Origin of the sequence: Paenibacillus sp. UNC451MF, from assembly GCF_000686845.1 — a bacterium.
GTDB lineage: Bacteria > Bacillota > Bacilli > Paenibacillales > NBRC-103111 > Paenibacillus_S.
Genome location: NZ_JMLS01000028.1, coordinates 75,271 through 96,979 on the forward strand (window position 1 = coordinate 75,271; position 21,709 = coordinate 96,979).

The 21,709-nt window shown below is 44.5% G+C and carries 18 protein-coding genes and 1 pseudogene; 17 read left to right on the forward strand and 2 right to left on the reverse strand.

The window, feature by feature from the left end:
• Positions 1 to 2 precede the first annotated feature (2 nt).
• Complete coding sequence (locus tag BP97_RS39095; RefSeq protein WP_051620956.1) at positions 3 to 1,583, forward strand: stalk domain-containing protein; 1,581 nt, start codon at positions 3 to 5, stop codon at positions 1,581 to 1,583.
• A gap of 127 nt (positions 1,584 to 1,710) precedes the next feature.
• On the opposite strand, the gene BP97_RS0125340 is transcribed toward BP97_RS39095, so the two are convergent.
• Positions 1,711 to 2,256 (reverse strand): TetR/AcrR family transcriptional regulator, encoded by a 546-nt coding sequence (locus BP97_RS0125340; protein WP_028551638.1) that lies wholly within the window; start codon positions 2,254 to 2,256, stop codon positions 1,711 to 1,713.
• Between the two features lie 279 nt (positions 2,257 to 2,535).
• On the opposite strand from BP97_RS0125340, the gene BP97_RS0125345 reads away from it, so the two are divergent.
• The 7 genes from BP97_RS0125345 (at position 2,536) to BP97_RS0125375 (ending at position 11,699) form a co-directional block, all read left to right on the forward strand.
• Positions 2,536 to 3,696, forward strand: coding sequence for an MFS transporter (locus BP97_RS0125345; RefSeq protein WP_028551639.1), 1,161 nt, complete (start codon positions 2,536 to 2,538; stop codon positions 3,694 to 3,696).
• Positions 3,697 to 3,778: 82 nt separating this feature from the next.
• The gene (locus BP97_RS0125350; protein ID WP_028551640.1) at positions 3,779 to 4,819 is read left to right on the forward strand and encodes an NAD(P)-dependent alcohol dehydrogenase; all 1,041 of its coding nucleotides are present in this window, start codon (positions 3,779 to 3,781) and stop codon (positions 4,817 to 4,819) included.
• 321 nt (positions 4,820 to 5,140) lie between these two features.
• Positions 5,141 to 6,580, forward strand: a complete 1,440-nt coding sequence (locus BP97_RS0125355; RefSeq protein WP_028551641.1) for a DHA2 family efflux MFS transporter permease subunit — start codon at positions 5,141 to 5,143, stop codon at positions 6,578 to 6,580.
• A 245-nt stretch (positions 6,581 to 6,825) separates the two neighbouring features.
• The gene (locus BP97_RS0125360; RefSeq protein WP_051620957.1) at positions 6,826 to 8,346 is read left to right on the forward strand and encodes a spore germination protein; all 1,521 of its coding nucleotides are present in this window, start codon (positions 6,826 to 6,828) and stop codon (positions 8,344 to 8,346) included.
• 30 nt (positions 8,347 to 8,376) lie between these two features.
• Positions 8,377 to 9,546 carry a Ger(x)C family spore germination protein gene (locus BP97_RS0125365; RefSeq protein ID WP_028551643.1) on the forward strand — a complete coding sequence of 390 codons (1,170 nt, stop codon included), beginning with the start codon at positions 8,377 to 8,379 and terminating at the stop codon, positions 9,544 to 9,546.
• On the forward strand, positions 9,546 to 10,658 hold the full coding sequence (locus tag BP97_RS0125370) for a GerAB/ArcD/ProY family transporter (RefSeq protein ID WP_028551644.1): 1,113 nt from the start codon (positions 9,546 to 9,548) through the stop codon (positions 10,656 to 10,658). The genes BP97_RS0125365 and BP97_RS0125370 overlap by 1 nt, the downstream gene beginning before the upstream one ends.
• 129 nt (positions 10,659 to 10,787) lie before the next feature.
• Positions 10,788 to 11,699: an SDR family oxidoreductase gene (locus BP97_RS0125375; protein ID WP_028551645.1), complete on the forward strand. Its 912-nt coding sequence runs from the start codon at positions 10,788 to 10,790 to the stop codon at positions 11,697 to 11,699.
• A gap of 70 nt (positions 11,700 to 11,769) precedes the next feature.
• Here the strand turns inward: BP97_RS0125375 and BP97_RS0125380 are convergent, their stop codons facing one another.
• Complete coding sequence (locus BP97_RS0125380; protein ID WP_028551646.1) at positions 11,770 to 12,642, reverse strand: AraC family transcriptional regulator; 873 nt, start codon at positions 12,640 to 12,642, stop codon at positions 11,770 to 11,772.
• Between the two features lie 141 nt (positions 12,643 to 12,783).
• On the opposite strand from BP97_RS0125380, the gene BP97_RS0125385 reads away from it, so the two are divergent.
• From BP97_RS0125385 to BP97_RS0125420, 9 genes and pseudogenes are all read left to right on the forward strand, one after another.
• Entirely contained in the window at positions 12,784 to 14,373 is a 1,590-nt protein-coding gene (locus BP97_RS0125385) for a HEAT repeat domain-containing protein (RefSeq protein WP_028551647.1), read from the forward strand.
• Positions 14,374 to 14,411: 38 nt separating this feature from the next.
• Positions 14,412 to 15,509 (forward strand): mandelate racemase/muconate lactonizing enzyme family protein, encoded by a 1,098-nt coding sequence (locus BP97_RS0125390; protein ID WP_028551648.1) that lies wholly within the window; start codon positions 14,412 to 14,414, stop codon positions 15,507 to 15,509.
• Positions 15,510 to 15,879: 370 nt separating this feature from the next.
• A pseudogene (locus tag BP97_RS39830) lies at positions 15,880 to 16,056 on the forward strand (RNA chaperone Hfq); the annotation flags it as partial.
• A 55-nt stretch (positions 16,057 to 16,111) separates the two neighbouring features.
• The gene (locus BP97_RS0125395; RefSeq protein WP_028551649.1) at positions 16,112 to 16,717 is read left to right on the forward strand and encodes a pentapeptide repeat-containing protein; all 606 of its coding nucleotides are present in this window, start codon (positions 16,112 to 16,114) and stop codon (positions 16,715 to 16,717) included.
• Positions 16,718 to 16,852: 135 nt separating this feature from the next.
• Positions 16,853 to 17,275, forward strand: a complete 423-nt coding sequence (locus tag BP97_RS0125400; protein WP_051620958.1) for a hypothetical protein — start codon at positions 16,853 to 16,855, stop codon at positions 17,273 to 17,275.
• A gap of 237 nt (positions 17,276 to 17,512) precedes the next feature.
• Positions 17,513 to 18,271 carry an ABC transporter ATP-binding protein gene (locus BP97_RS0125405; protein ID WP_028551651.1) on the forward strand — a complete coding sequence of 253 codons (759 nt, stop codon included), beginning with the start codon at positions 17,513 to 17,515 and terminating at the stop codon, positions 18,269 to 18,271.
• Positions 18,268 to 20,202, forward strand: coding sequence for an ABC transporter permease (locus BP97_RS0125410; RefSeq protein ID WP_028551652.1), 1,935 nt, complete (start codon positions 18,268 to 18,270; stop codon positions 20,200 to 20,202). Before BP97_RS0125405 ends, BP97_RS0125410 begins: the two co-directional genes overlap by 4 nt.
• 19 nt (positions 20,203 to 20,221) lie before the next feature.
• Positions 20,222 to 20,581, forward strand: coding sequence for a YxeA family protein (locus BP97_RS0125415; protein WP_028551653.1), 360 nt, complete (start codon positions 20,222 to 20,224; stop codon positions 20,579 to 20,581).
• A gap of 28 nt (positions 20,582 to 20,609) precedes the next feature.
• Positions 20,610 to 21,653, forward strand: a complete 1,044-nt coding sequence (locus BP97_RS0125420; RefSeq protein ID WP_028551654.1) for a DUF418 domain-containing protein — start codon at positions 20,610 to 20,612, stop codon at positions 21,651 to 21,653.
• Positions 21,654 to 21,709 lie beyond the last annotated feature (56 nt).

Genomic DNA, 21,709 nt, shown 5'->3' on the forward strand with positions numbered 1-21,709 from the left:
GGATGCGTAAACGGATAGTTGTTTCAATGCTTGCGGCAATCACTTGTTTCACAACAGCTTCAACAACCGCACTTGCAGACTCGGTCACATCGGACATGAAAGTAGCTATAAACGGCAAGGCTTCGGATTTATCGAGCAACTCCCTTCTTGTGGATCACAACTTGTATTCGCCTTATGAGTCGGTTGCCCAATCATTGGGACTCGCAGCAAAATGGCAGGAAGATGCTAAAACGCTCACCCTGACGAAAGAGGGTAACACGTTAGAAATGACCGTAGGAGCTGCCGTTTACAAGATAAATGGATTAAGCTTACCTACAGCAACACCGCTGCAGTTAATCGGTGGAAGCATAGTTGCTCCGGTCCGATCCGTATCTGAAACGTTTGGAAACGAGGTTACATACAATGACAAGCTAAGAACGGTTGCGCTCACATCCGGTAGCCAGCCGAGTCTGCAGGTGTTTGGACTAACTGAGCAGCAGGCAGTGATCGGCAGTGAATTAAAAGTTGCTGTAGTTGCTTTGAAGGCTGGGGAGGGCTATACCCAGGCTGCTATCGATGGGGAGCCTGCAATGGATGTGTCGAAAGGCCAACCGGTCATCTTCAATAAGTTAGCGCCTGGAGAGCATAAACTTACAGTCCAGCTGGTGGGTAAAGATAAGAAACCAGTGCAACCGGAAGTAAAGAAGGTCATTAATTTTCGTATGGCGCAAGCTTCAGTACTAGTTGATCTGGATCCCGAAAACGCAACTGGGATGCGCACCGAGGGCATCACTGGAGATCGACAAGGCCGTTTGTACACAGTGGATTCGAACTCCAAGCAGCTGTTCCGAATTGTACCCGAGACCGGTAAAGCTGAGGTGTTAACGGTTCTGCCACATCCGGCAACTGGGTTAGTAATGGATAAAGACGGCAATATGTATATGGCAAGTGGTGGACAGGAAGGCGTCATTCTGCGTATACCATCGAAGGTATTGGAAGGAGGTCCATTCGACGGCAGTCTGGTAGAAACGTTCGTGAGCGGGACTGTCGGTGCCAATGGAATGGTTTTCGATGCCAAAGGTAACTTGTATGTAAGCGGCGGAGCAAACGGCAACGTCTATGTCGTATCACCAAGCGGTGAGTTGAAGGTCTGGGCCAGCGGGATTGTGGCCGAACGAAAAGATCAGCTCATTACGGTGAACGGATTGGACTTTGACAAAGACGGTAGGCTATATATCGCTAACACAAGCTCAGGGGAAATTAACCGGGTGGCTGTGAATGCGGACGGAACGTTTGGTAAGGTGGAGCTTTTCGCCAAAGATGCCAGACTATATGGGGCTGACGGGATTATGTTCGGACCCAACGGTGACTTGTATGTATGTGCCAATGAGCTGAACTCAGTCGTTAAGGTGTCTTCGAACGGAAAGGTAACCGAGGTAGCCGGCAGCCCGAGCAATCAAGGTACATTAGAGTTCCCAGCGAGTGTACATGTCGTGGGCAATACTTTATACGTCAGCAATTTTGACCAACCACGAGGAGTCAATAAGCCAAATGAGCCGGGTATCGGCGCTTCGGTTGTGAAGATTGATTTGACTGGGAAATAACAATTGAAACAGAAGGCACCGACTTGAGAGACGGTGCCTTTTTTTATCCCACAAAGAGAACGTATGTGTCGAGTTAGCGCCTTCCCTTGGACTCATCCTAGCTTTACGAACTATTTTGTCCGACTGATTATACTATCCTCTCTAACAAGATCCCCACTTGATTTGCCATGACATGAGGGGGATGCGGCATTCCATTCATGATCCACCATTCCACTGTCCCTACGTAAGCCGTTCCCATAAATCGAAGCATAACATCTTCATTTAATCCGCGATTTTTTTCATCTGTTAGATTGACTTCATCCTTGAACTCTTCGATAAGAAACTCAAGGAACCGACTACGAAAAGAAGGGGCACCTTTACTCGCTAACATCGTAGAGAAGAATAAATAATTACGCTCAAAGTATTCGAAAAGGACCACAGTCGCATCGCTCCAATCCATTTCGCATGCCCACGTGCAGATTCCCCGCATTTCATTAATATGTTCTTCAATAAGCTTATCCAGTAAATCATACTTATCCTGATAATGAAGATAGATGGTTCCTCTGTTTACATTTGCCCTGTCGGAAATATCTTGTATGGTAATGTCATCAAAATTTTTTTCAGACATCAGTTCAATAATAGCTTTTTTAATCGCTTCTTGGGATTTAAGTATTCTTCTATCCACTTTGGACATTCTGAAGGTCACCAAACTTTCTTGAATAATCAACAATTATGTTAGTTTTGTTCAAAAATCAACAAAACGAGTTCATTTAACCATTGCAAACGTCTTGTTACTTTTTATAATAATAGACAAACGTTGATTATTCAATCAATATCGATTTGATTAAGGACATAAACGACATGGCTGCCAGAATATCTGAAACGGATTCATGAAAAGGGGAAGAGCGATTCGGGGGTAGAGCTCTTAAAAGGTACTGATTGCATTGTTATCTCACTTGGGGAGGATGAAACCGTGGAACGCCTGTGGACGAAGTCATTTATCCTTATGACCGTAGGGACGCTCTTCCTATTCAACGCATTTTATATGCTGTACCCAACGCTGCCGCTATTTATTAAACAGTTTGGTGGCAACGAAGCTCAGATCGGCCTGTCGATGGGCGCTTTTATGTTGACATCCGTCTTGGTTCGACCGATCGTCGGCGGGCTGCTGGACCGTTATGGCAGGAGACCGTTTATCGTCTGGGGGCTGCTGGTCTTCATTTTGGCAATGTATTTGTATAGCTGGATCGGCGGAATAGTCGCTTTATTGGGGCTCAGAATTTTGCACGGGATAAGCTGGGCCATTTCTACCACTGCCATTAGTACAACCATAACGGATATGATCCCATCCGCACGACGCGGAGAAGGCTTGGGGTGGTTTAGTACGTCGATGACCTTGGCTATGGCATTCGGCCCGGTGGTCGGGATCTGGGTGATCCAGGACTTGTCGTACCACGTTTTGTTTCTATTCGCTGTCGTTCTTTCTGCCATAGCGCTGCTCCTAACGTTTGGAGCCAAAATGCCATTCCATCCTCAAGTAGGCGCAAGAAGAATCGAATTGTTTGAAAAATCGGTCCTGCCCATCTCTACATCGGTCTTTTTCATGTTCATTGCATATGGCGGCATTACCACCTTTGTCCCGCTGTTCGCGGAATCCATCAAAGTCAATTCCGGTATGTTTTTTCTAGCCTTTGCAGCAACACTTGCCCTGAGCCGTCCTCTATCGGGGAAGTTGTCGGACCGGTATGGAGAGACATTTGTCATCGTACCGGCTCTTGTCATTACGATGATGGCTTTAATTTGCTTGAGTTTATCGACCGGAATGTTCGGGGTGCTCGTTTCGGCTGTTTTGTACGGAATCGGTTTCGGTTCCGCGCATCCGGCTCTCCAATCGGCAACAATACGTCTTGCCCACCCAGATCGTAAAGGAGTTGCCAATGCTTCTTTAGCGACAGCCACCGACCTTGGTATCGGGTTAGGCGCGATCATGCTAGGCTGGGTATCTCAGTACACGAGCTATTCTTTCTTGTTCGCGGTCAGCGCAGCGATGGTCGCATTCTCGATGTTGGCGTTCATTTTCTTTGTGAAACGATCGTTGAAAACAAAACTTCAACTCACTTCAATAGAGGTGTGAAAGTACAAGATCTTGCAAATCGATGCCGTATCTGAAGAATTCTATATTTCATATTTAGTTTAATAAAGGGGTAGTGAGAGATATGTGTAATTCTCATGTTCTAAGTGTTTCAAGTGCCAAAGCACTATTCGAAAAGACAACGATTGAGCGCAGAGCATTGCGGCCTGACGACATTTTAATCGATATTAAGTATAGCGGGATTTGCCATTCCGATATTCACAGTGCACATGACGAATGGGGTGGAGGAATCTTTCCGATGGTCCCCGGTCACGAAATTGCTGGGGTCGTGGCAGCGGTTGGATCAGAAGTAACGAAATTTGTAATTGGCGACCGCGTTGGCGTCGGCTGCTTTGTAGACTCCTGCGGAGAATGCGAATATTGCCTTAGCGGTGAAGAACAATATTGTACAAAAGGCGTTGTGTCAACCTATAATGCCTTGGACTACGACGGTCAACCAACTTACGGTGGATACAGTCAAAAAATTGTGGTAACTGAAAGGTTCGTCGTCCGTATTCCGGACGCTCTATCAATGGATGTGGCAAGCCCCTTATTGTGCGCAGGCATTACTACTTACTCACCTTTGAAACACTGGAACGCCGGACCGGGCAAGAAGGTTGCGATTGTGGGAATGGGCGGACTTGGCCACCTGGCGATCCAATATGCGCATGCCTTAGGTGCTGAAGTCACCGTCTTAAGCCGGTCTATGAACAAGAAAAGCGAAGCCCTGGGTTTTGGCGCTGATCATTATTTTGCAACCAGTGATCCCACTACATTCACTGAGTTGGCTGGACGTTTTGACCTCATTTTAAACACCGTGTCTGCAAATCTTGACGTCGATGCTTATTTATCTTTGCTCCGCGTGGATGGAACGCTAGTCAATGTTGGTGCTCCAGGCAAGCCGGATCAATACAATGTGTTTTCCTTAATCATGGGCCGCCGCAGTATAGCAGGGTCACTCGTTGGCGGAATTCTGGAAACACAAGAGATGATCGACTTCTCGGCTCAACACGGCATTGTGCCAAAAATTGAGGTGATTCATGCTGAGCAAGTAGACGAAGCATACGAGAGAGTCCTCCGAAGTGATGTGCGTTATCGATTTGTTATCGACATCTCGACCTTATAATTCGCATTTTAGCTTCCTGGTAAGGGAAAATGGAGTATGTGATTCAGCCATTCTATGGGCATAATTTCGCAATCGCTGGCTGGACAACTGATCCATGTATTGGCCGTGTAACAAAATGACTACAGGCTGCCGGCAATATCGGCAGCCTGTTCAGCTTTTACCAGGTTGAAGTATTTTTATTAGACAACTAAGCAAATTTCTTTAATTTACAAATAAATTACGTTCTGGGTATTGACATAGATAACTGTTAACTTTATTGTAACAGAGCGGACGGATACAGGGCCGCGTACAAATAGAGATTTTACAGGAGAAGGAAGTGGAATGGGAATGAAGCAATACAATACGCGTGCCATTATGGCATCGCTGCTCATCTGCGGCTTTGTTGGCATGTTCAGCGAGACGGCGCTCAATATCGCGATCAGTAATTTAATGGACGTGTTCCAAATATCGGCAGCGACAGCGCAGTGGCTGACGACGGGGTTCCTGCTGACGCTCGGTATTCTGATGCCTATGACAGGGCTTCTGCTGCAATGGTTTACAACGAGGCAACTGTTCATTGGCTCCCTCGTTAGCTCCATCATCGGCACGTTGATTGCAGCTCTCGCATTCAATTTCGAAATGTTGATGGTTGCTCGCGTTCTGCAAGCGGCTGGCATGGGCTTGTTAATTCCGCTTATGTTCAATACGATCCTCATTGTCTATCCGCCGGAAAAGCGCGGTGCTGCGATGGGCTTCGTAGGTCTAGTCATCATGTTCGCGCCGGCAACTGGCCCCACAGTGGCGGGGCTCTTGATCGAATATTTATCATGGCACTACATCTTTTGGCTCTCACTTCCGTTTCTGATCATAGGACTGTTGGTAGGGTTAAAATATTTGGAAAACGTCACCGAACTCACGAAGCCCCGTATTGATCTATTGTCTGTCGTATTGTCCACGATCGGCTTCGGCGGTGTCGTCTTTGGCTTCAGTAAGGCGGGCGAAGGCGAGGAAGGCTGGACTAGCGCTATTGTGATTACCTCGATAATCATCGGGATGGTCGCACTCGTGTTGTTTGCTCTGCGGCAGATTTTCATGCGTGAGCCGATGATGAACTTGCGCGTCTTCAAGTACCCTATGTTCATTGTAGGGCTGCTTATGGTACTGTCGTGTATGATGATCATCTTGTCGAGCATGATTATTCTTCCGATGTACCTGCAGAACGGCATGAAACTGTCGGCGTTCGCTGCCGGACTCATGCTCTTGCCCGGCAGCGCACTGAACGGAATCCTGTCACCTCACATGGGGCGTTTGTTTGACAAGTATGGGCCAAAGTGGCTCGTAATTCCCGGTCTCTTCGTTGTGGCGGCAATGTTATGGTTTTTCTCCGGCATTACGTTGGCATCTTCGATCACTTTGATCGTCGCTTTGCATATCGGCCTAATGGTCGGCATCTCCATGGTTTGGATGCCAGCTCAGACGAATGGCCTGAACCAGTTGCCACCGGAATTGTATCCACACGGTACGGCTGTCATGAATACGCTGCAGCAGGTCGCGGGCGCGATCGGCACAGCGATCGCGATCAGCATCCTTACAAAAGGCATGGAAAAATACTTGCACGAATCCCCAGCGCCGAACGAGATGACCGAGGTGGCCAATGCGATGACATTCGGCTCGCAGAACGTGTTCTTTTTCGCAATGATCGTGACGATTATCGGTCTGGCCATAGCGTTCTTTATCCGCCGCGTGGTCGTTAATCGTGCAGCGATGAATCCGATGCATTAATTTCTCCAAAAGGGAGCCCAAGGGCTCCCTTTTTTCGTTGTTATCGGTAAGTTGCGAAGCCAGCAACACCACAAGTGGCTAAACTTTCAATTTACTTATATCCGACTTTTTGACATCACGCTTTATTTGGTAACGTTCTGTGTATTATGTACAGTTCTCGCTATATAGAGATGATGAATTTCTGAATAATTCGCGAATTGGAAGAGCATAACATTAATTAAAATGTCGAATAACAGGGGGTTAGTATGTATAAACCGTATCCGGAGGATCCAAGCATAGACAAAGAACTGTATCATACTTTGATATCAGCCGATCTGGCCGGAAACGTGCGTCATTTGAAGAAGATATTTGAGTCTTGCGAAGATGTGATATTCCATCCCATTCGTTTAAATTGCGGTATTAGTGCCATTGTAGTGTATACTCGTGGTTTGGTTGATATGGAGCTGTTGGATGGATATGTACTTTCACCGCTCTTGAAAGCCGAAATGAATCCTTCCGGTTCCATCTGTAACTTTAAGGAACAAATTATCGTGTCAGATACTAAAGAGCTTCAAAATATCGGGGATATCCTCCATGAGGCATTGGGAGGTAAGCCGGTTTTGCTTGTGGATACACTCCAAGGTGCTTTATCAATTGAAGTGACGAGTTACGCTAAGCGGGCCGTTGAAGAACCGCTGGCCGAGGCGGTTGTGCGCGGACCCCGTGAAGGTTTTATTGAAGCGTTATCAGTGAATATATCCTTGATTCGAAGAAGGCTAAGGACACCCGCATTAAAATTCGTATCCTTCACTGTAGGTCGTTATTCAAAAACAGATGTAACGGTGGGCTACATGGAAGGAATTGCGAAACAAGAAATAGTCCGCCAAGTATCGGATCGAATCTCCCAAATGGACATAGACGGTGTGATCGAGAGTGGAATAATTGAAGAATTAATGGAGAGCAACAACTATTCGCCATTTCCCCAGATGCAAACTACGGAACGTCCCGACGTGGCTGCAGCATGTCTTTTAGAAGGAAGAATCATTATCATGACAGACAATACACCTATCGCTCTAATTGCACCAACAACCTTTTGGTCCATGCTGCAATCCCCAGAGGATTACTATCAACGCTTTATAATAGGAACTCTCATTCGTTGGCTTCGGTATATGTTCTTCTTAATCGCTATGCTTGCTCCTGCAATCTATGTAGCGGTATTAACTTTTCATCAAGAGATGGTTCCCACCACACTGCTGCTTCGCGTTGCGAAATCAAGAGAAGAAATCCCGTTTCCTGCTCTAGTGGAAGCTCTGATTATGGAAATTACATTTGAAGCCTTACGTGAAGCCGGTGTTCGTCTTCCGAGACAGATTGGATCTGCGGTAAGTATTGTAGGCGCACTTGTTATCGGTCAAGCAGCCATTCAAGCAGGCTTGGTTTCTGCTCCGATGGTCATGGTCGTAGCAATAACCGGGATTTCATCGTTCATGATGCCTCAGTATCCGACAAGTATTGCTCTCAGAATCCTTCGGTTTCCGATCATGATTTTATCTGGAATGTTAGGTTTATTCGGTCTTATCTTAGCCATGCTGTTAATCATAAGTCATTTGTGTATTCTCCGTTCTTTTGGAGTTTCTTATCTGACTCCGTTGGCGCCAATATATCCCAATGGATTAAAGGATGTACTGATACGTGCACCTGGAGGCAAGATGAAATTTCGTCCCGCTTTTTATGCGAGAGGTAATTTGAAAAGGCAAGGCGATAAACCAGATAATTCTCAGGAATAAGTCGAGTGGATATGTGTAGGGAGGCAAAAAATGAGGATTTTCTTAATCTTCCCGGTATTCTTGATCCTGTTTTTACTTGTTGGCTGCTGGGACAAAGTAGAAGTAAACGACATGGCCCTAATCGTATCCGCAGGCATAGACAAAATTGAAGACGATCGTATTGAATTAACCGTACAAGTCTTTATACCCAATCCGACCGGATCTGGGTCAGGATCGAGTGGGGGAGGGGGAGGAGGAGAAGGTAATGTTTACACCTTTTCAACGCAGGGGAGCTCAATGGCCGATGCATTAACAGAGATACAAAAGAAGCTGCCACGATATTTTACCTGGGGGCATACAAAAGCGTATGTTTTTGGTGAGGCTTTGGCACGGCAAGGTATGTATAACGAGTTTGATTTCTTATTTAGAGATATTCAGCCGCGGGAGCAAGCCAATTTCTTTGTTTGCAAAGGGACAGCGAAAAAGCTGCTTGAATCACAAAATGATCCAAATACCTATGAAACCCTCATTAAGCTTTCACAGAAACCGTCAACCCGCTCCTCTACGATGCACGAGGTAGAGGAAATGTTCAACGGAGATTCGGGAGCCTTCTTACTTCCTGTCGCATCCTTAACCTCGATGATTTCTAACGGTTCCGAAAAGGCTATCCTGTCTGTCAGCGGGATTTCGGTTATTCATATGAAAAAGCTTGCCGGTTTTCTGAATAGTCAATCACTCATAGGGATTCGGCTCCTTAATCATGCTGAGCTTGGCCGAAATATTACCTTAACCAAAAAAGGAGAAGGAGGGCAAATTGTCATTAGGGTGCTTCATACCAAGGCCAAGTTGTTTCCAACTATTGAGAACGGTATTTGGAAAGTAAAAATACAATTAAAGCTTACTGCCGATGTAGTACAAAATTCAACGACCATGACTATAGCCAATGGGACTAATAGTTTGAGAAAACTAGAGGGAGTATTCGATGAGGAATTAAAGAAAGTGCTTAAAAGTACATTAGACCAGCTGCAAAAAGAGTTAAAGACGGATGTAGTTGGTTTTGCCCGAGCCTTTCACAAGAAATATCCGCAAGAATGGAAGAAGGTGAAAAACAATTGGGGTTCCGTATTCCAAACGATAGACGTTCAGTTAGAGGTGAATAGTGAAATCCATAGACCTGGAATAACCAATATTACGGTCCGAGGCAAAAGAGAGGGAATGTAATGAGTGATATGGAATTAACAAATCGGCAGCTATTCTGGATGATGGTTAGCACGCAGATCATTATGACGATACTTCTCACTACTTCTCCCGCTATTCAATCAGCACAGCAGGATGCATGGATCTCCGCCTTGCTAGCGATGGGTATCAGTATTGGTATCGCCTATATTTGCGGGAAACTCTACACCATTTTTCCAGACAAATCCTTAATCGAATATAACCGTGGTTTGCTTGGTAAATGGTTGGGAGGATTAGTTTCCGCCATGTACATCTTAGTTTGGATTCTCATCCTTGCCGTGATCTTAAAGCAATTTAGTTTATTTATAACCGGTACAATCATGCCTAAAACACCAGTATCTATTATTATCATTTTGATGCTTATCGTCGTGCTATATCCTACTTTGCATGGAGTAGGTGTTATTGGACGTATATGCGAATTGACAGGGCCTATCATATTGATCGGCGTTATAGGGCCCATGTTTTTAGCTATTAATGAAATGGATAGGGATCGTTTGCTTCCTATTTTTTCGGATAGCGGTTATATGGCTATCATGAAAGGAGCGCTGCCTACAGCAGCCTTCTTAGGTGATTGCATATTGATTCTTATACTCAGCTCCTTTGTAGACCATAGCAAGTTTAAAGTCCGTCATTCCGTTTACGGAGTCATGGTTTCAGGAATTTTCACCTCATTATCCGTAATCGTCAGTCTCCTCATGTTTGGCTCTAACGTAGCTTCCGGGTATCCGTATCCAATGCTAATGACAGTACGTTCCATATCCATTGGCGGAATTATTGAAAATCTCGATGCCGTTGTTATTACGATTTGGATCATGAGCATATTTACTAAACTAGCCTTATATTTATTTGTGGCTGGGTACGGTACCTCACAGCTATTTGGCATGAAGAACTGGAGAATCCCTGTATGGGTTATTGCTGGAGTTGCTTTGGTTATAGCGTTGCTCCCTACGAACTATGAAGAAATTTCGGTCATTTTCCCACAAAAAGTAGCCACAAAGTACGTATTCCCTATATTTATGGCAGGAGGACCCTTGTTACTGCTAATTTTAGGCCTTTTTAAACGTAAAAAGTTGAATCCGGCGCCCCCTAGATCATAGCCTTAGCTAACATGGAACTAAGGTGGTTATCCCTGCTAAAAAAGATACATTTGCAATTATTAATATGACACAAGCTGACATATTAATGGTTCATAATGGGAGGTAGATCAACGAAAGGAGTAACAGAATATGAAACCTCTAGATGGAAAAGTAGCTTTGGTGGCGGGTGCAACGCGCGGCGCAGGTAGAGGAATAGCTATCGAATTAGGCGCAGCTGGGGCTACTGTTTATTTGACTGGACGTACGACACGAACACAACGATCCGAGTATAATCGTCCTGAAACTATTGAAGAAACCGCTGATCTTGTAAACAATGTGGGTGGTAGAGGAATAGCGATTCAAGTAGATCATCTGGATCCGGATCAGGTCCAGGCTCTAATTGCACGTATTGAGAACGAACAGGGGAGACTGGACATCCTGGTCAACGATGTGTGGGGGGCTGAATATTTGGCACAGTGGAACGTGCCCTTATGGGAGCACTCCCTAGAACGAGGGTTTCGCATGCTTCGGCTTGCGATTGACACGCATATCATTACAAGCCACTTTGCACTACCATTATTAATACGAAACAAGAATGGACTTGTCATTGAGATATCGGACGGCACGGCAGAATATAACGATAAAAACTACCGTTTATCACTGTTCTACGATCTCGCGAAGACGTCCGTCATTCGTATGGCTCAGTCTTTAGCCCATGAACTTTCACCCCATAAATGCAACGCCATAGCAGTGACCCCGGGTTGGATGCGTTCTGAAATCATGCTTGATCACTACGGTGTTAAAGAAGAAAACTGGCGTGATGCCACTATTAAGGAACCCCATTTCATCATCTCGGAATCTCCGCGTTTTGTAGGGCGTGCTGTTGCCGCGCTAGCTGGTGATCCGGAAGCTGCTCGATGGAACGGTCACTCTTTGTCCAGCGGTAAGCTCGCACAAATGTATGGTTTTTATGATCTTGACGGGTCACAGCCCGACTGCTGGCGGTATCTCGTAGAAGTTCAAGAAGCGGGCAAACCAGCGAATGCTACTGGGTATCGATAACGGTCAAGAATTTGATCCGAGTTAAGCAGCAAGCTTTAATTCAATGCAGAATGATACACGGATTCATACCTCATGAATCATCTCTTTTCTCTTCACGATATTCCCGTGGTGACCTTCCGTTTAACCTGCTAAATAGCTTAGAAAAATAATGAACAGACGAGAAACCATGCTTCTCCGCTATCTCAGTGATGCTTAGATTCGTAAATAGGAGGTCATTCTTCGCCCGATTGATCTTGAATTGAATGATATATTGTGTTGGTGGCAAACCAGTAGCTTGTTTGAACAAATTGAAAAAATAACCTCGGCTTATTCGTAGTTCTTTGTAATATGTCTTTAAGGGCTGCAGCTTTCCATGCAACAAATCTTGATCCAATCGGTCGAGCAGCTTGTACATTCGGGGATCAGGGATATATTCCTCATTCAGAGCAAAATGGAGAAAAAACTCAATAAATTGTTGGAAGCTGCTCTGTATCTTCAGACTGCGAATGTATGTCCTCTCATTCGTATATTGATTGTCAGTATAAAACTTCTCGAAGAAATCAATCCATATCCGCAGCTTCTCCACTTTCATATATTCAGGTAAAGAGTATGGAAAAGTGGGGCCAATCAGAGAAGGCTGTAGAGATGCTGGATCAAAGCAGATGATGCTTGGGTTGATAAATTCCATTCTTCGATCCCTATATGACCAATCGAAATAGCAGCACACATGTACCATCGGTTCATCTCTGTCAGCAATCCAATGGTGGAGCTGCCCAGCTGGTATATATACGAGTGAGCCGACCTCAGTATCGTAAGTTCGACCACATGTTTGAATAACACCTTTTCCTTCGCTGATCAAATAGAGAGAGGAGGCATAGCTGATCCGATTGCTGCTGGTCTGTCCTTTGGAAAAGGGATACCGGGTTGCATAATAAACGTAAGGATGAAAGTCTCCGAAATCCATCTTCGATCACCACCTCTAACAAAATAATAATGCAATTGATATGACGATTGTACAAATGATTGACCTTTTTCCAAATACAATTCACACCTTGCGCTGTAAGATTAACAAAGTAATCATACAACATCTAAAGGTGGAGATAACATGTTAGACAGCAAGCACTTGTTAACAGATGAGCAAATGCTGCAGTTTATTACCAAAGGGTATCTTGTACTTAAGAACGATTTGCCACATCAGCTTCATAACAGTATTATGAACCAAATCTATTACGTACTGCACGAAGAGGGTAACCCGGGCAACAACATTCTACCTCGAGTTCCGGATATACAGCAACTGTTCGATACTCCGGTTGTCAAAGGAGCCTTAACGAGTGTTCTTGGATCGGACTATTACATGCATCCTCACCGTCACTGTCACTACAACCGACCAGGAAACCAGACTCCAGGGGGCGGAACATGGCACAAAGACGGTTATTGGTCATCATTTCGCAGCCATCGGCCGTGGTGGGCCATGATTTTTTATTATACTCACGACATTACTGAGGATTTAGGGCCTACTGCGATCATGCCTGGCACCCAATACTACGAAAAATTTCTCGACGAACGAGGGGAGACGCTTCTGCCGACAGGCAAGGCGGGAACGATGGTACTGGTACATTTCGACTTGTGGCATAAAGCCTCACTTAATGTATCGGATCTAGATCGATATATGCTCAAGTTTCAATTTCTCAGGTTATCCGCACCGGAATTTCCAAGTTGGAATCATCAGAGCAAGGAGATGATCGTGCCTGAAGGAACACCCGCTATCCATATGAATTTATGGCAGGATGTCTGGGATTGGCTCCGGGGAGACAAACATACGGCAAAGCAGAACAGCATGAATATTAACGATGAGAGATTGTTGGCATTACAACAAGACCTTGAAGCAGAGGATTCGACCGTGCGCGAGCGGGCTGCAGACGATTTGGGGAGGATAGGTATAGCAGCGGCTTCTTGTGCTCCCCAATTAGGGGTTCTGTTGAATGATCCGGTAGAAACGACCGCGTTGAACGCAGCCTACGCCCTTGGACAATTAGGAATAAAAGGTATTGAAGTGCTAATCGGTCATTTAAAAGAAGGATCGAGCTTAGTAGCGGAACGTGCCGCATACGGATTACAAGGAGCAGGCATGGAAGCCATTCCAGCACTGCTACATGTTATGAAGCATGAAGATGAGAAGCGCAGGGCGTTAGCAGTGTTCGTGCTAGGAATGATCGGATATCCCGAAGGCGAAGCGATATCCTCGCTTATCTCATGCTTACAAGATGAGAGTGATTGGGTCCGTAGAAATGCGGTCGAAGCTTTGGGCATGGTCAGAAATCCTGGAGAAGAGGTCGTTTCGGCATTAGCAAATGTATTGGAGGAGTCTTTGCTATGTGAAATATGTGAAACTGACGAAGCTTCTGAGACGAAAGACATGCAATCGAAAAATGCATATGTAACCATGCAGCACTACATTTCTAATAAGATCGGTTATACGGCGGCACTGTCACTGTTGCGCAAAGGTAAGACAGGCGATCCAATGAAAGTTGTTCGCTCCCTGCAACAAGCGCTGTACAGCAAAGATCGTTATGTCAGGGCTTATGCGGCGGAAGCACTCACCCATCTGCGAACGGATGAAGCAATTGAGATCATGATACGGTATTATCGATCTTCCCGTTGGTGTCAGGATACTAGTAAAGCAAGCACTTTCTAGGTTATTAAGTGGACACATAAAGGAGAAATCAATTATCTATGAAAATAACAAAAGTGGAGTCATTTATTCTGCATGTTCCTATAACTCCTCCGATAACGGATGCAATAAATGTAGCTACTCATTGGGGACTAGCCGGAGTAAGGATTTTTACAGATGACGGTTTTATTGGATACGGTTATACAGGTACTTGTGCTAATGGAGACGAGATGATTATCGATACCATCGATCGGTATTATGCGCCGGAATTGATAGGTAAAGATCCCTTCATGGTAAGGGAAATATGGGATCAACTTAGATTTGGCAAGATGCACTGGATCGGAAGAGCTGGAATTACTCACATGGCTCTTGCCGCAGTGGACATAGCATTATGGGACATCATGTCCAAAGCCTCAAATAAACCTTTGTGGCAGTACTTGGGTGGACATAAGTCGAAGCAATTAAAAGCTTATAACACAAACGGGGGTTGGCTAAATTGGAGCAAAGAACGTCTGATCAAGGATGTTTGCGAAATCGTCGAACAAGGGTTTACTGGAGTTAAAATTAAAGTAGGAAAACCAGATCCTCATGAAGATTTTGATCGCGTTAGGGCCGTGAGAAGAGCAATTGGCGACAACACAACCTTTATGATCGATGTTAATCAACAGTGGAATATTAATACCGCGATGACTTGGGGCAAAAAGCTGGAGGAATTCGACTTGTTCTGGCTGGAGGAGCCGCTTAATCCAGACGACGTTCTTGGACATAAGAAGCTCGCGGATACATTGACGGTGCCGATTGCCTTAGGCGAGCACGTCTATTCAAAATTTGCTTTCCGTGATTATATTCATCAAGGTGCAGTCGAATATGTAAAAGTCGATGTGACCCGAGTGGGGGGGATAACTGAGTGGTTACAGGTTGCTGGTCTCGCAGCTTCCTATGACTTACCGATTTGTCCACATGTGGGAGATATGGGGCAAATACATCAGCACCTTGTCGCCTCTACATCAAACGCAACGATGCTGGAGTATATTCCTTGGATTCGTCATATTTTTGAAGAGCCTGCTACTGTTAAGGACGGTTACTACGTGTTACCCCAAATGCCAGGGGCTTCGACTCAGATCATACCCCAATTTTTCGAAGAATACAGAGTTAAGTAGGGGAAATTAAAGAAAATTGAAGATGATCGGCAGTCTAGGACATTATTTTGTATCATTAGGTCAACCAGGAACTCTGGTTGGCTTTTTTTCTTGGGAATTATATGATGGCGTTATCCGGGAAACAAGTCTGCAAGCACGACGGTGGACTTAGTTCAGGTCATTTTTCTTGAAAAACTGAAATAATTCCGTAAGGAGTATAAAAAATAAAGTTCTTGACTTTTAGTTGTGATCAAACGGGTACTTGACAGCCGTGTGCTATCATTAAACAAAGATCATATCACGGGGGTAGGGGAGGATACTAGATCCTATTCTAAAAAGTGAGGGATAAACTAAGTTTGAAAAACAACCAGGATTTAGTCAAGAATATCATTTATCCATCTTGATGAAAGATCGAACTGAATGCTTGATTATCACCACTAATGGAGTACAAATCAAAGGAACAATTGAACTTTTTGATAAACATGTCGTCTTTATACGCGCGCACTCTGGAAAACAGAGCATGATCTATAAGCATGCATTATCCACGATCATACCTAGCATTAAATAAGCCTTATACTTAACTCAAAAAGACTAAGCTTACAATAATACTTGGGAGGCAACTTATGTTTCAGCATAGTAATCAAAAATATGAAGGAATAGACTTTGGTACACAAGATTTAAGGTACGGCGATTTAATAAGTTGTACATTTAATCGTTGCTCGTTTTCTAATGGATCTCTTGATGAGATTACATCCAGTTTCTGCCGTTTTATTGAGTGTGATTTTCGAGGAGCTTCATTAAATGGGTCCATTCATAAAGAATCAGCGTTTGAGAATTGCAACTTTAATGGAACTAATCTTTTTGTTTCGAAATTTGAAGAATGTAAAATGACAGGTTCAGATTTTTCTAGCTCAAATATGGATGGGATCACAATTTTTCAAGGAGATTGGTCTTACACAAATTTGAGAAATTCCAGATTAGTTAAACAGGATTTACGCAGGGTTAAATTTTACGAAGCAGACTTGTCAGGAGCAAATTTAGAAAAAGCCGATTTAAGAGATTGTGATCTGACTATGGCTATACTGACAAAAGCAAAGTTACAGGATGCGGATGTAAGAGGGGCTAAAATGGAAGGAGTAGATTTTAAAACATTCACCATTACAGGAATGAGAATGGATAGAGAGCAATCTGTATTGCTTGCGCTTTCTCATGGAGCCAAGGTAAGTTAATCGGATATTAAGATCATTCTTGAGCTCCACAGGCAAACTAGCACCTTTTGGCAGTAAAATGTGTGGTTATGGCAGTTCTTTCTTCCTTATGCTGATCATGTAAAAATCAATTCTGACTAAGAGAGGTGCTTTCACATGACACAGCAACAAAATGGAGTAAAGACGATTGAAGGAGATACACTGATTCGAAAAGTTCTCCTGACGAATGCCGTTTCCTCGGGAGCTGTTGGATTGCTGCTGCTTATGTTTCCCGGATTTGCCCGCAGCTGGACAGGTTTGGACAACCTGAGCGCACTAGCAGGAACAGGCGTTTTCCTGCTCATTGTCGTCGCATTACTATTGTGGACAGCAACCAGGAACTTAATATCTCCTCGGCTAGTGCTCTTTTTTGCCATTCTCGATTTATTATGGGTAATTGATAGTGTTCTTCTTCTGGGGGTTAACGGATCTGTCACAGCTATCGGCATATGGGCGATTATAGTGGTTGCTGCAGTTGTAGGTGTATTTGCGAGCTTTGAGATGTCCTACTACTGGCACAACCGTTATTATCGCAAGTAAAGATGATTTGGGAATCGATCTAGTAACAGTATTGTATCTGAAAATTTAACTACAGTTTAATACCAATCACTAAATAGCAGGTGCCGCGGCACCTGCTATTTTTATTGAAATAAAGGCTAGATTTAATGGTGCTGCCGCTATCCTCCACTTTTTAAGGTTCCTGTAAGGTTCGCATTAAAACGTTGTAAGGTAGGAGAACTATAATTGTTTTTGTAGAGAAACAAGGAGGATGGCTATATGAAAACCATTTTACAGGCAAACAACGTTCAAAAAATATACGGTACGAAGGAAAACCAATACAAGGCACTTGAAGATATCGATCTGGAAGTGATGGAAAGCGAGTTTATTGGCATTATGGGACCTTCGGGAGCAGGGAAATCAACCTTACTTAATATTTTGTCTACCATCGATAGCCCCACGTCTGGAGAAATTGTCATCGCCGGTCAAAATATCTTGCAGATGAACGAGGAACAATTGTCGGACTTTCGTCGCAATCAGCTTGGATTTATTTTTCAAGATTATAACCTTCTCGATACGCTGACGGTGAAAGAGAATATTTTGCTTCCGCTTGCTTTATCGAAGGTTCCGGCCAACGATATCGAAGCGCGTGTCCAGGAAATCGCCGATACATTCGGCATTCGGGACATCCTCGAGAAATACCCCTATCACATCTCAGGGGGCCAGAAACAGCGAACAGCCGCGTCGCGCGCCATTGTCGCCAATCCTAGCCTGATCCTAGCGGACGAGCCGACGGGCGCATTGGATTCGAAATCGTCTGCTAGTCTGCTCGAAAGCCTGACCCAGCTTAACGAACGGCATCGATCAACCATCATGATGGTGACGCATGACGCGTTTGCCGCAAGCTTCTGCAAGCGAATCCTATTTATTAAAGACGGCAAAATGTACGCGGAAATTCATAAGCATCAGCAATCGCGGCAGGAATTTTTTCAGCAAATAATGGATGTCCTTGCTTCGCTTGGAGGTGGCGGTAAATGACGTTGTTTCAGCTTGCGGGAAAAAACATCCGGAAAAACTTCACCAACTACTTCCTGTACTTTGCTTCGATGATTTTTAGCATCGTCATTTACTTCACGTTCGTTTCGTTAAAATACGATTCGACGATCCTAGCGACGTCGGACGCTTCGCCCAAAATCAGCTCTGCCTTTTCCGGAGCGTCAGTGGTCTTAATGATTTTCGTCGCCATATTCATCTGGTACTCCAATTCCTTCTTTACCAGGAAGCGTAAAAAAGAAGTCGGACTGTACTCGTTGCTCGGCGTGCGGAAGAAACAAATCGGTCGCATGCTGTTCTACGAAAATTTTATAATGGGCATCTTGGCCATCATATTCGGGATTTTGCTTGGATCTTTATTGTCCCGAAGCTTCGTGTCGATTTTGATGAAGGTCATGGGCTATGATGCAATGATACATTTTCACATGTCTCCTCAAGCGGTGATCCATACCATCGTTGTATTCACCGTGATTACCATCCTTACTTCGTTCCATGGGTACCGACTGATTTATCGGTTCAAATTAATTGAGCTATTTCAGGCAGACAAAGAAGGTGAGGAAGAGCCGAGAGCCTCTTGGATAATGGCATTGTTAGCCGTAATATTGATTGGACTCGGCTATTGGCTGGCGCTTCAAAACATATTGGAGTCCTCCATTTGGCGAAACATGGGTTTCATGGTCACACCGCTGGTTATATGTGCCACCGTGATCATAGGCACTTATTTATTGTACAGCACGTTCATCGTGTACTTGTTAAAGATGGCCTGTAAAAACAAAAAAAGATTTTGGAACGGCATTCATCTCATCAGCACTTCCCAGCTTCTGTACCGCATGAAAGGAAACGCCCGTACGTTAACGATCATCGCTGTCCTAAGCGCTACGACATTGACGGCCGTCGGAACTGCATACAGCTTTTATTACAACAACCGAAGCAATGTCGAGCTTGCCGATCCTAACAGCATGATGTTTATAACGAACGACCAAAGCATAGTGATTGAAGTTAACGAACGGATTTCGCGCGATAAAAAGCATGAGGTTGTTTATCATGTGAGCATCCCGGCTCTGCAAATGAAGGTAGATATTACGAGCCTGAACAGTAAAATCTCCAGCAATATCGTGAACTATACCCTCATTTCCAATGCAACCTTTAACAAGCTGGCTGAAGTTCAACAAAGAAATGATTCGCTGATGCTAAGAGGACAAGAAGCGGCTGTGTTGGATGCGGGATATTACGAAGGGCTATCGCCTGCATATGTCAACTCTACGATCTCACTGAATGCGAAGGAGCTTACGGAGAACGTTACTTTCAAAAGCTTAAAGCGGTATAACGTCTTGAACCTTCGGACGGCGAATACAGCTGTCGTGGTTAGCGATGAGGTATTTGCCGAATTGCAAAAAGAAGCTCCACTCGTGAATATGGAAGCTTACAAGATTACACACGAAGACGAAGCCAAGCAACTATCCAGTGATGTTCAAACCATACTGCCGCGAGATGCGTACTTCTCCAGCTTCTATACGGATTATGCCGCAGGAACGGAATCTACTGGGTTAATCATTTTTATGGGCGGGTTCCTAGGATTGGTTTTTCTTGCAGCCACGGGAAGTATCATTTACTTTAAACAGCTGACGGAAGCCAACTTAGACAAGGAACGTTACGTCATTTTGCACAAAATCGGAGTGAACAAAAAAGAAATTCGCAAATCGATCGCTAGCCAAATTTTATTCGTGTTTGCTCTGCCATTAATTGCGGGAATTGCTCATTGCATCGTTGCTTTAACGGCTCTATCCAGGCTCATCCAAATCAACCTGGTGATACCTGTCCTCCTATGCATAGGTGTATATGCTAGCATGTACATCGTTTATTACTTCTTAACCGTCAATACCTACTACAAAATTGTCATCAAATCGAATGCCTAACACGGAACGGGAGAGGACTATGAAAAAAATATTCATTTCTTGCATCGTCATTGCGGCTCTTTTAGTTGCAGGTATGTTCTTATTTCAGAACGTCAATCTGAACCGGCTAGGGACAGATGTCTACTATATTCAGATTCAAGGGCAAGGAAAGAAGCTTGAATATAAAATGGACAGTGGAGAAATCGTTGTACGATTCGAATACGAGCTGCCGGCTTTCGATAAGAACGGGGGGCAAAAAACATTGAAGTTCTCCGCCCCGAAGCCGCTGAGGGAGCGAGCTTATCTTAGTCTGTTTGTTAAAGAAGGAAGAGGCGTGACCTCTTACCAGGAAGTAACGAAAGAAAAGCTGCCAGAGAAAGCAAGTCAGAAGTTGCAATAAATCGAAGGATCATAAGGAGTAAAGCAATATGAACCCATCTATTCCACAGCAAGATAGGATTATTGCCTTAGATATCATTCGGGGGCTTGCGTTATTCGGAATCTTGTTTATTAATGTAAAAGGATATATTGTCCTTACCGAAGGTATGATAATACCAGAATACACCGGAATCAATCAAATGATTGACACCTTGATTCTCATTCTTGTGGAAAAGAAATTTTTCTCTATCTTCTCATTTTTGTTCGGTGTTGGCTTCTACATTTTTGCCTCTCATGCAGAGCGAAGGGGGGACAAGCCCATCTGGCGATTTACACGTCGATTGCTCATGCTCCTCATCATGGGCATTATCCATGCCCTTTTTTTCTGGGGCACCATCCTGCCTGGCTACGCGTTGATAGGTCTGTTTTTGCTTCCTTTTTACAGGGCTAAGGTGACGACCATCTGCAATTGGCTTGGAGGAATCACGGGGGTTTACTTGCTCGCGCTCATTTCAAAGCTTACGATGGGAGGAGCCGGTCCATTATCCAACGCGATTGACTTTGCAACCTCGGATTCTACCTTAGTCTACATCATGTTTTTAGCTGGATTTCTGGTAGCGAAGGCTGATTGGATCCGACGGGTAGGGGAATTGAAAAAACAGGTTCGTCAGGTGCAGCTTGTGTCATTACCGATCTTTGCAGGGTTGTCGATCTGGATCTGGACGGCGGCCCAGCATGGAGCTGATAACCTGAAGATCATCGTTTCCTTGAGCTCCATTCCGGGAGTCTTGTTGTATGTAACATCTTTGTTATTGATACTGGAGCATCAGTCAGTCCGGAAGCTGCTTCAGCCCTTCGCACGCGTGGGCCAGATGGCGCTAACAAACTACGTCGCCCAAAGCTTTATCGGACTGTGGATCATATCGCTAATGGGGCTGGAGACGGTGTCCCCCTCCAATGTGACCCTGATTGCATGCCTGATCATGATCGTGGAGCTTATCTGCAGCAATCTGTGGTTCTGCTATTTTAAAATGGGTCCGTTGGAAAAAGTATGGCGATACATGACTTATGGCAAAAAACAAACCGTCCAATAAACCCGGACAATGCGCAAAGAAGCCGATGCAGCATGGCTTTCTTGCGCATTTGTTTC

Coding starts and splice junctions, on each gene's coding strand:
- BP97_RS0125370 (WP_028551644.1), top strand. CDS start 9,546: ATGAGTGATATGGAATTAACAAATCGGCAGCTATTCTGGATGATGGTT.
- BP97_RS0125405 (WP_028551651.1), top strand. CDS start 17,513: ATGAAAACCATTTTACAGGCAAACAACGTTCAAAAAATATACGGTACG.
- BP97_RS0125360 (WP_051620957.1), top strand. CDS start 6,826: ATGTATAAACCGTATCCGGAGGATCCAAGCATAGACAAAGAACTGTAT.
- BP97_RS0125380 (WP_028551646.1), bottom strand. CDS start 12,642: ATGGATTTCGGAGACTTTCATCCTTACGTTTATTATGCAACCCGGTAT.
- BP97_RS0125385 (WP_028551647.1), top strand. CDS start 12,784: ATGTTAGACAGCAAGCACTTGTTAACAGATGAGCAAATGCTGCAGTTT.
- BP97_RS0125410 (WP_028551652.1), top strand. CDS start 18,268: ATGACGTTGTTTCAGCTTGCGGGAAAAAACATCCGGAAAAACTTCACC.
- BP97_RS0125400 (WP_051620958.1), top strand. CDS start 16,853: ATGACACAGCAACAAAATGGAGTAAAGACGATTGAAGGAGATACACTG.
- BP97_RS0125395 (WP_028551649.1), top strand. CDS start 16,112: ATGTTTCAGCATAGTAATCAAAAATATGAAGGAATAGACTTTGGTACA.
- BP97_RS0125420 (WP_028551654.1), top strand. CDS start 20,610: ATGAACCCATCTATTCCACAGCAAGATAGGATTATTGCCTTAGATATC.
- BP97_RS39095 (WP_051620956.1), top strand. CDS start 3: ATGCGTAAACGGATAGTTGTTTCAATGCTTGCGGCAATCACTTGTTTC.
- BP97_RS0125375 (WP_028551645.1), top strand. CDS start 10,788: ATGAAACCTCTAGATGGAAAAGTAGCTTTGGTGGCGGGTGCAACGCGC.
- BP97_RS0125415 (WP_028551653.1), top strand. CDS start 20,222: ATGAAAAAAATATTCATTTCTTGCATCGTCATTGCGGCTCTTTTAGTT.
- BP97_RS0125365 (WP_028551643.1), top strand. CDS start 8,377: ATGAGGATTTTCTTAATCTTCCCGGTATTCTTGATCCTGTTTTTACTT.
- BP97_RS0125340 (WP_028551638.1), bottom strand. CDS start 2,256: ATGTCCAAAGTGGATAGAAGAATACTTAAATCCCAAGAAGCGATTAAA.
- BP97_RS0125355 (WP_028551641.1), top strand. CDS start 5,141: ATGGGAATGAAGCAATACAATACGCGTGCCATTATGGCATCGCTGCTC.
- BP97_RS0125390 (WP_028551648.1), top strand. CDS start 14,412: ATGAAAATAACAAAAGTGGAGTCATTTATTCTGCATGTTCCTATAACT.
- BP97_RS0125350 (WP_028551640.1), top strand. CDS start 3,779: ATGTGTAATTCTCATGTTCTAAGTGTTTCAAGTGCCAAAGCACTATTC.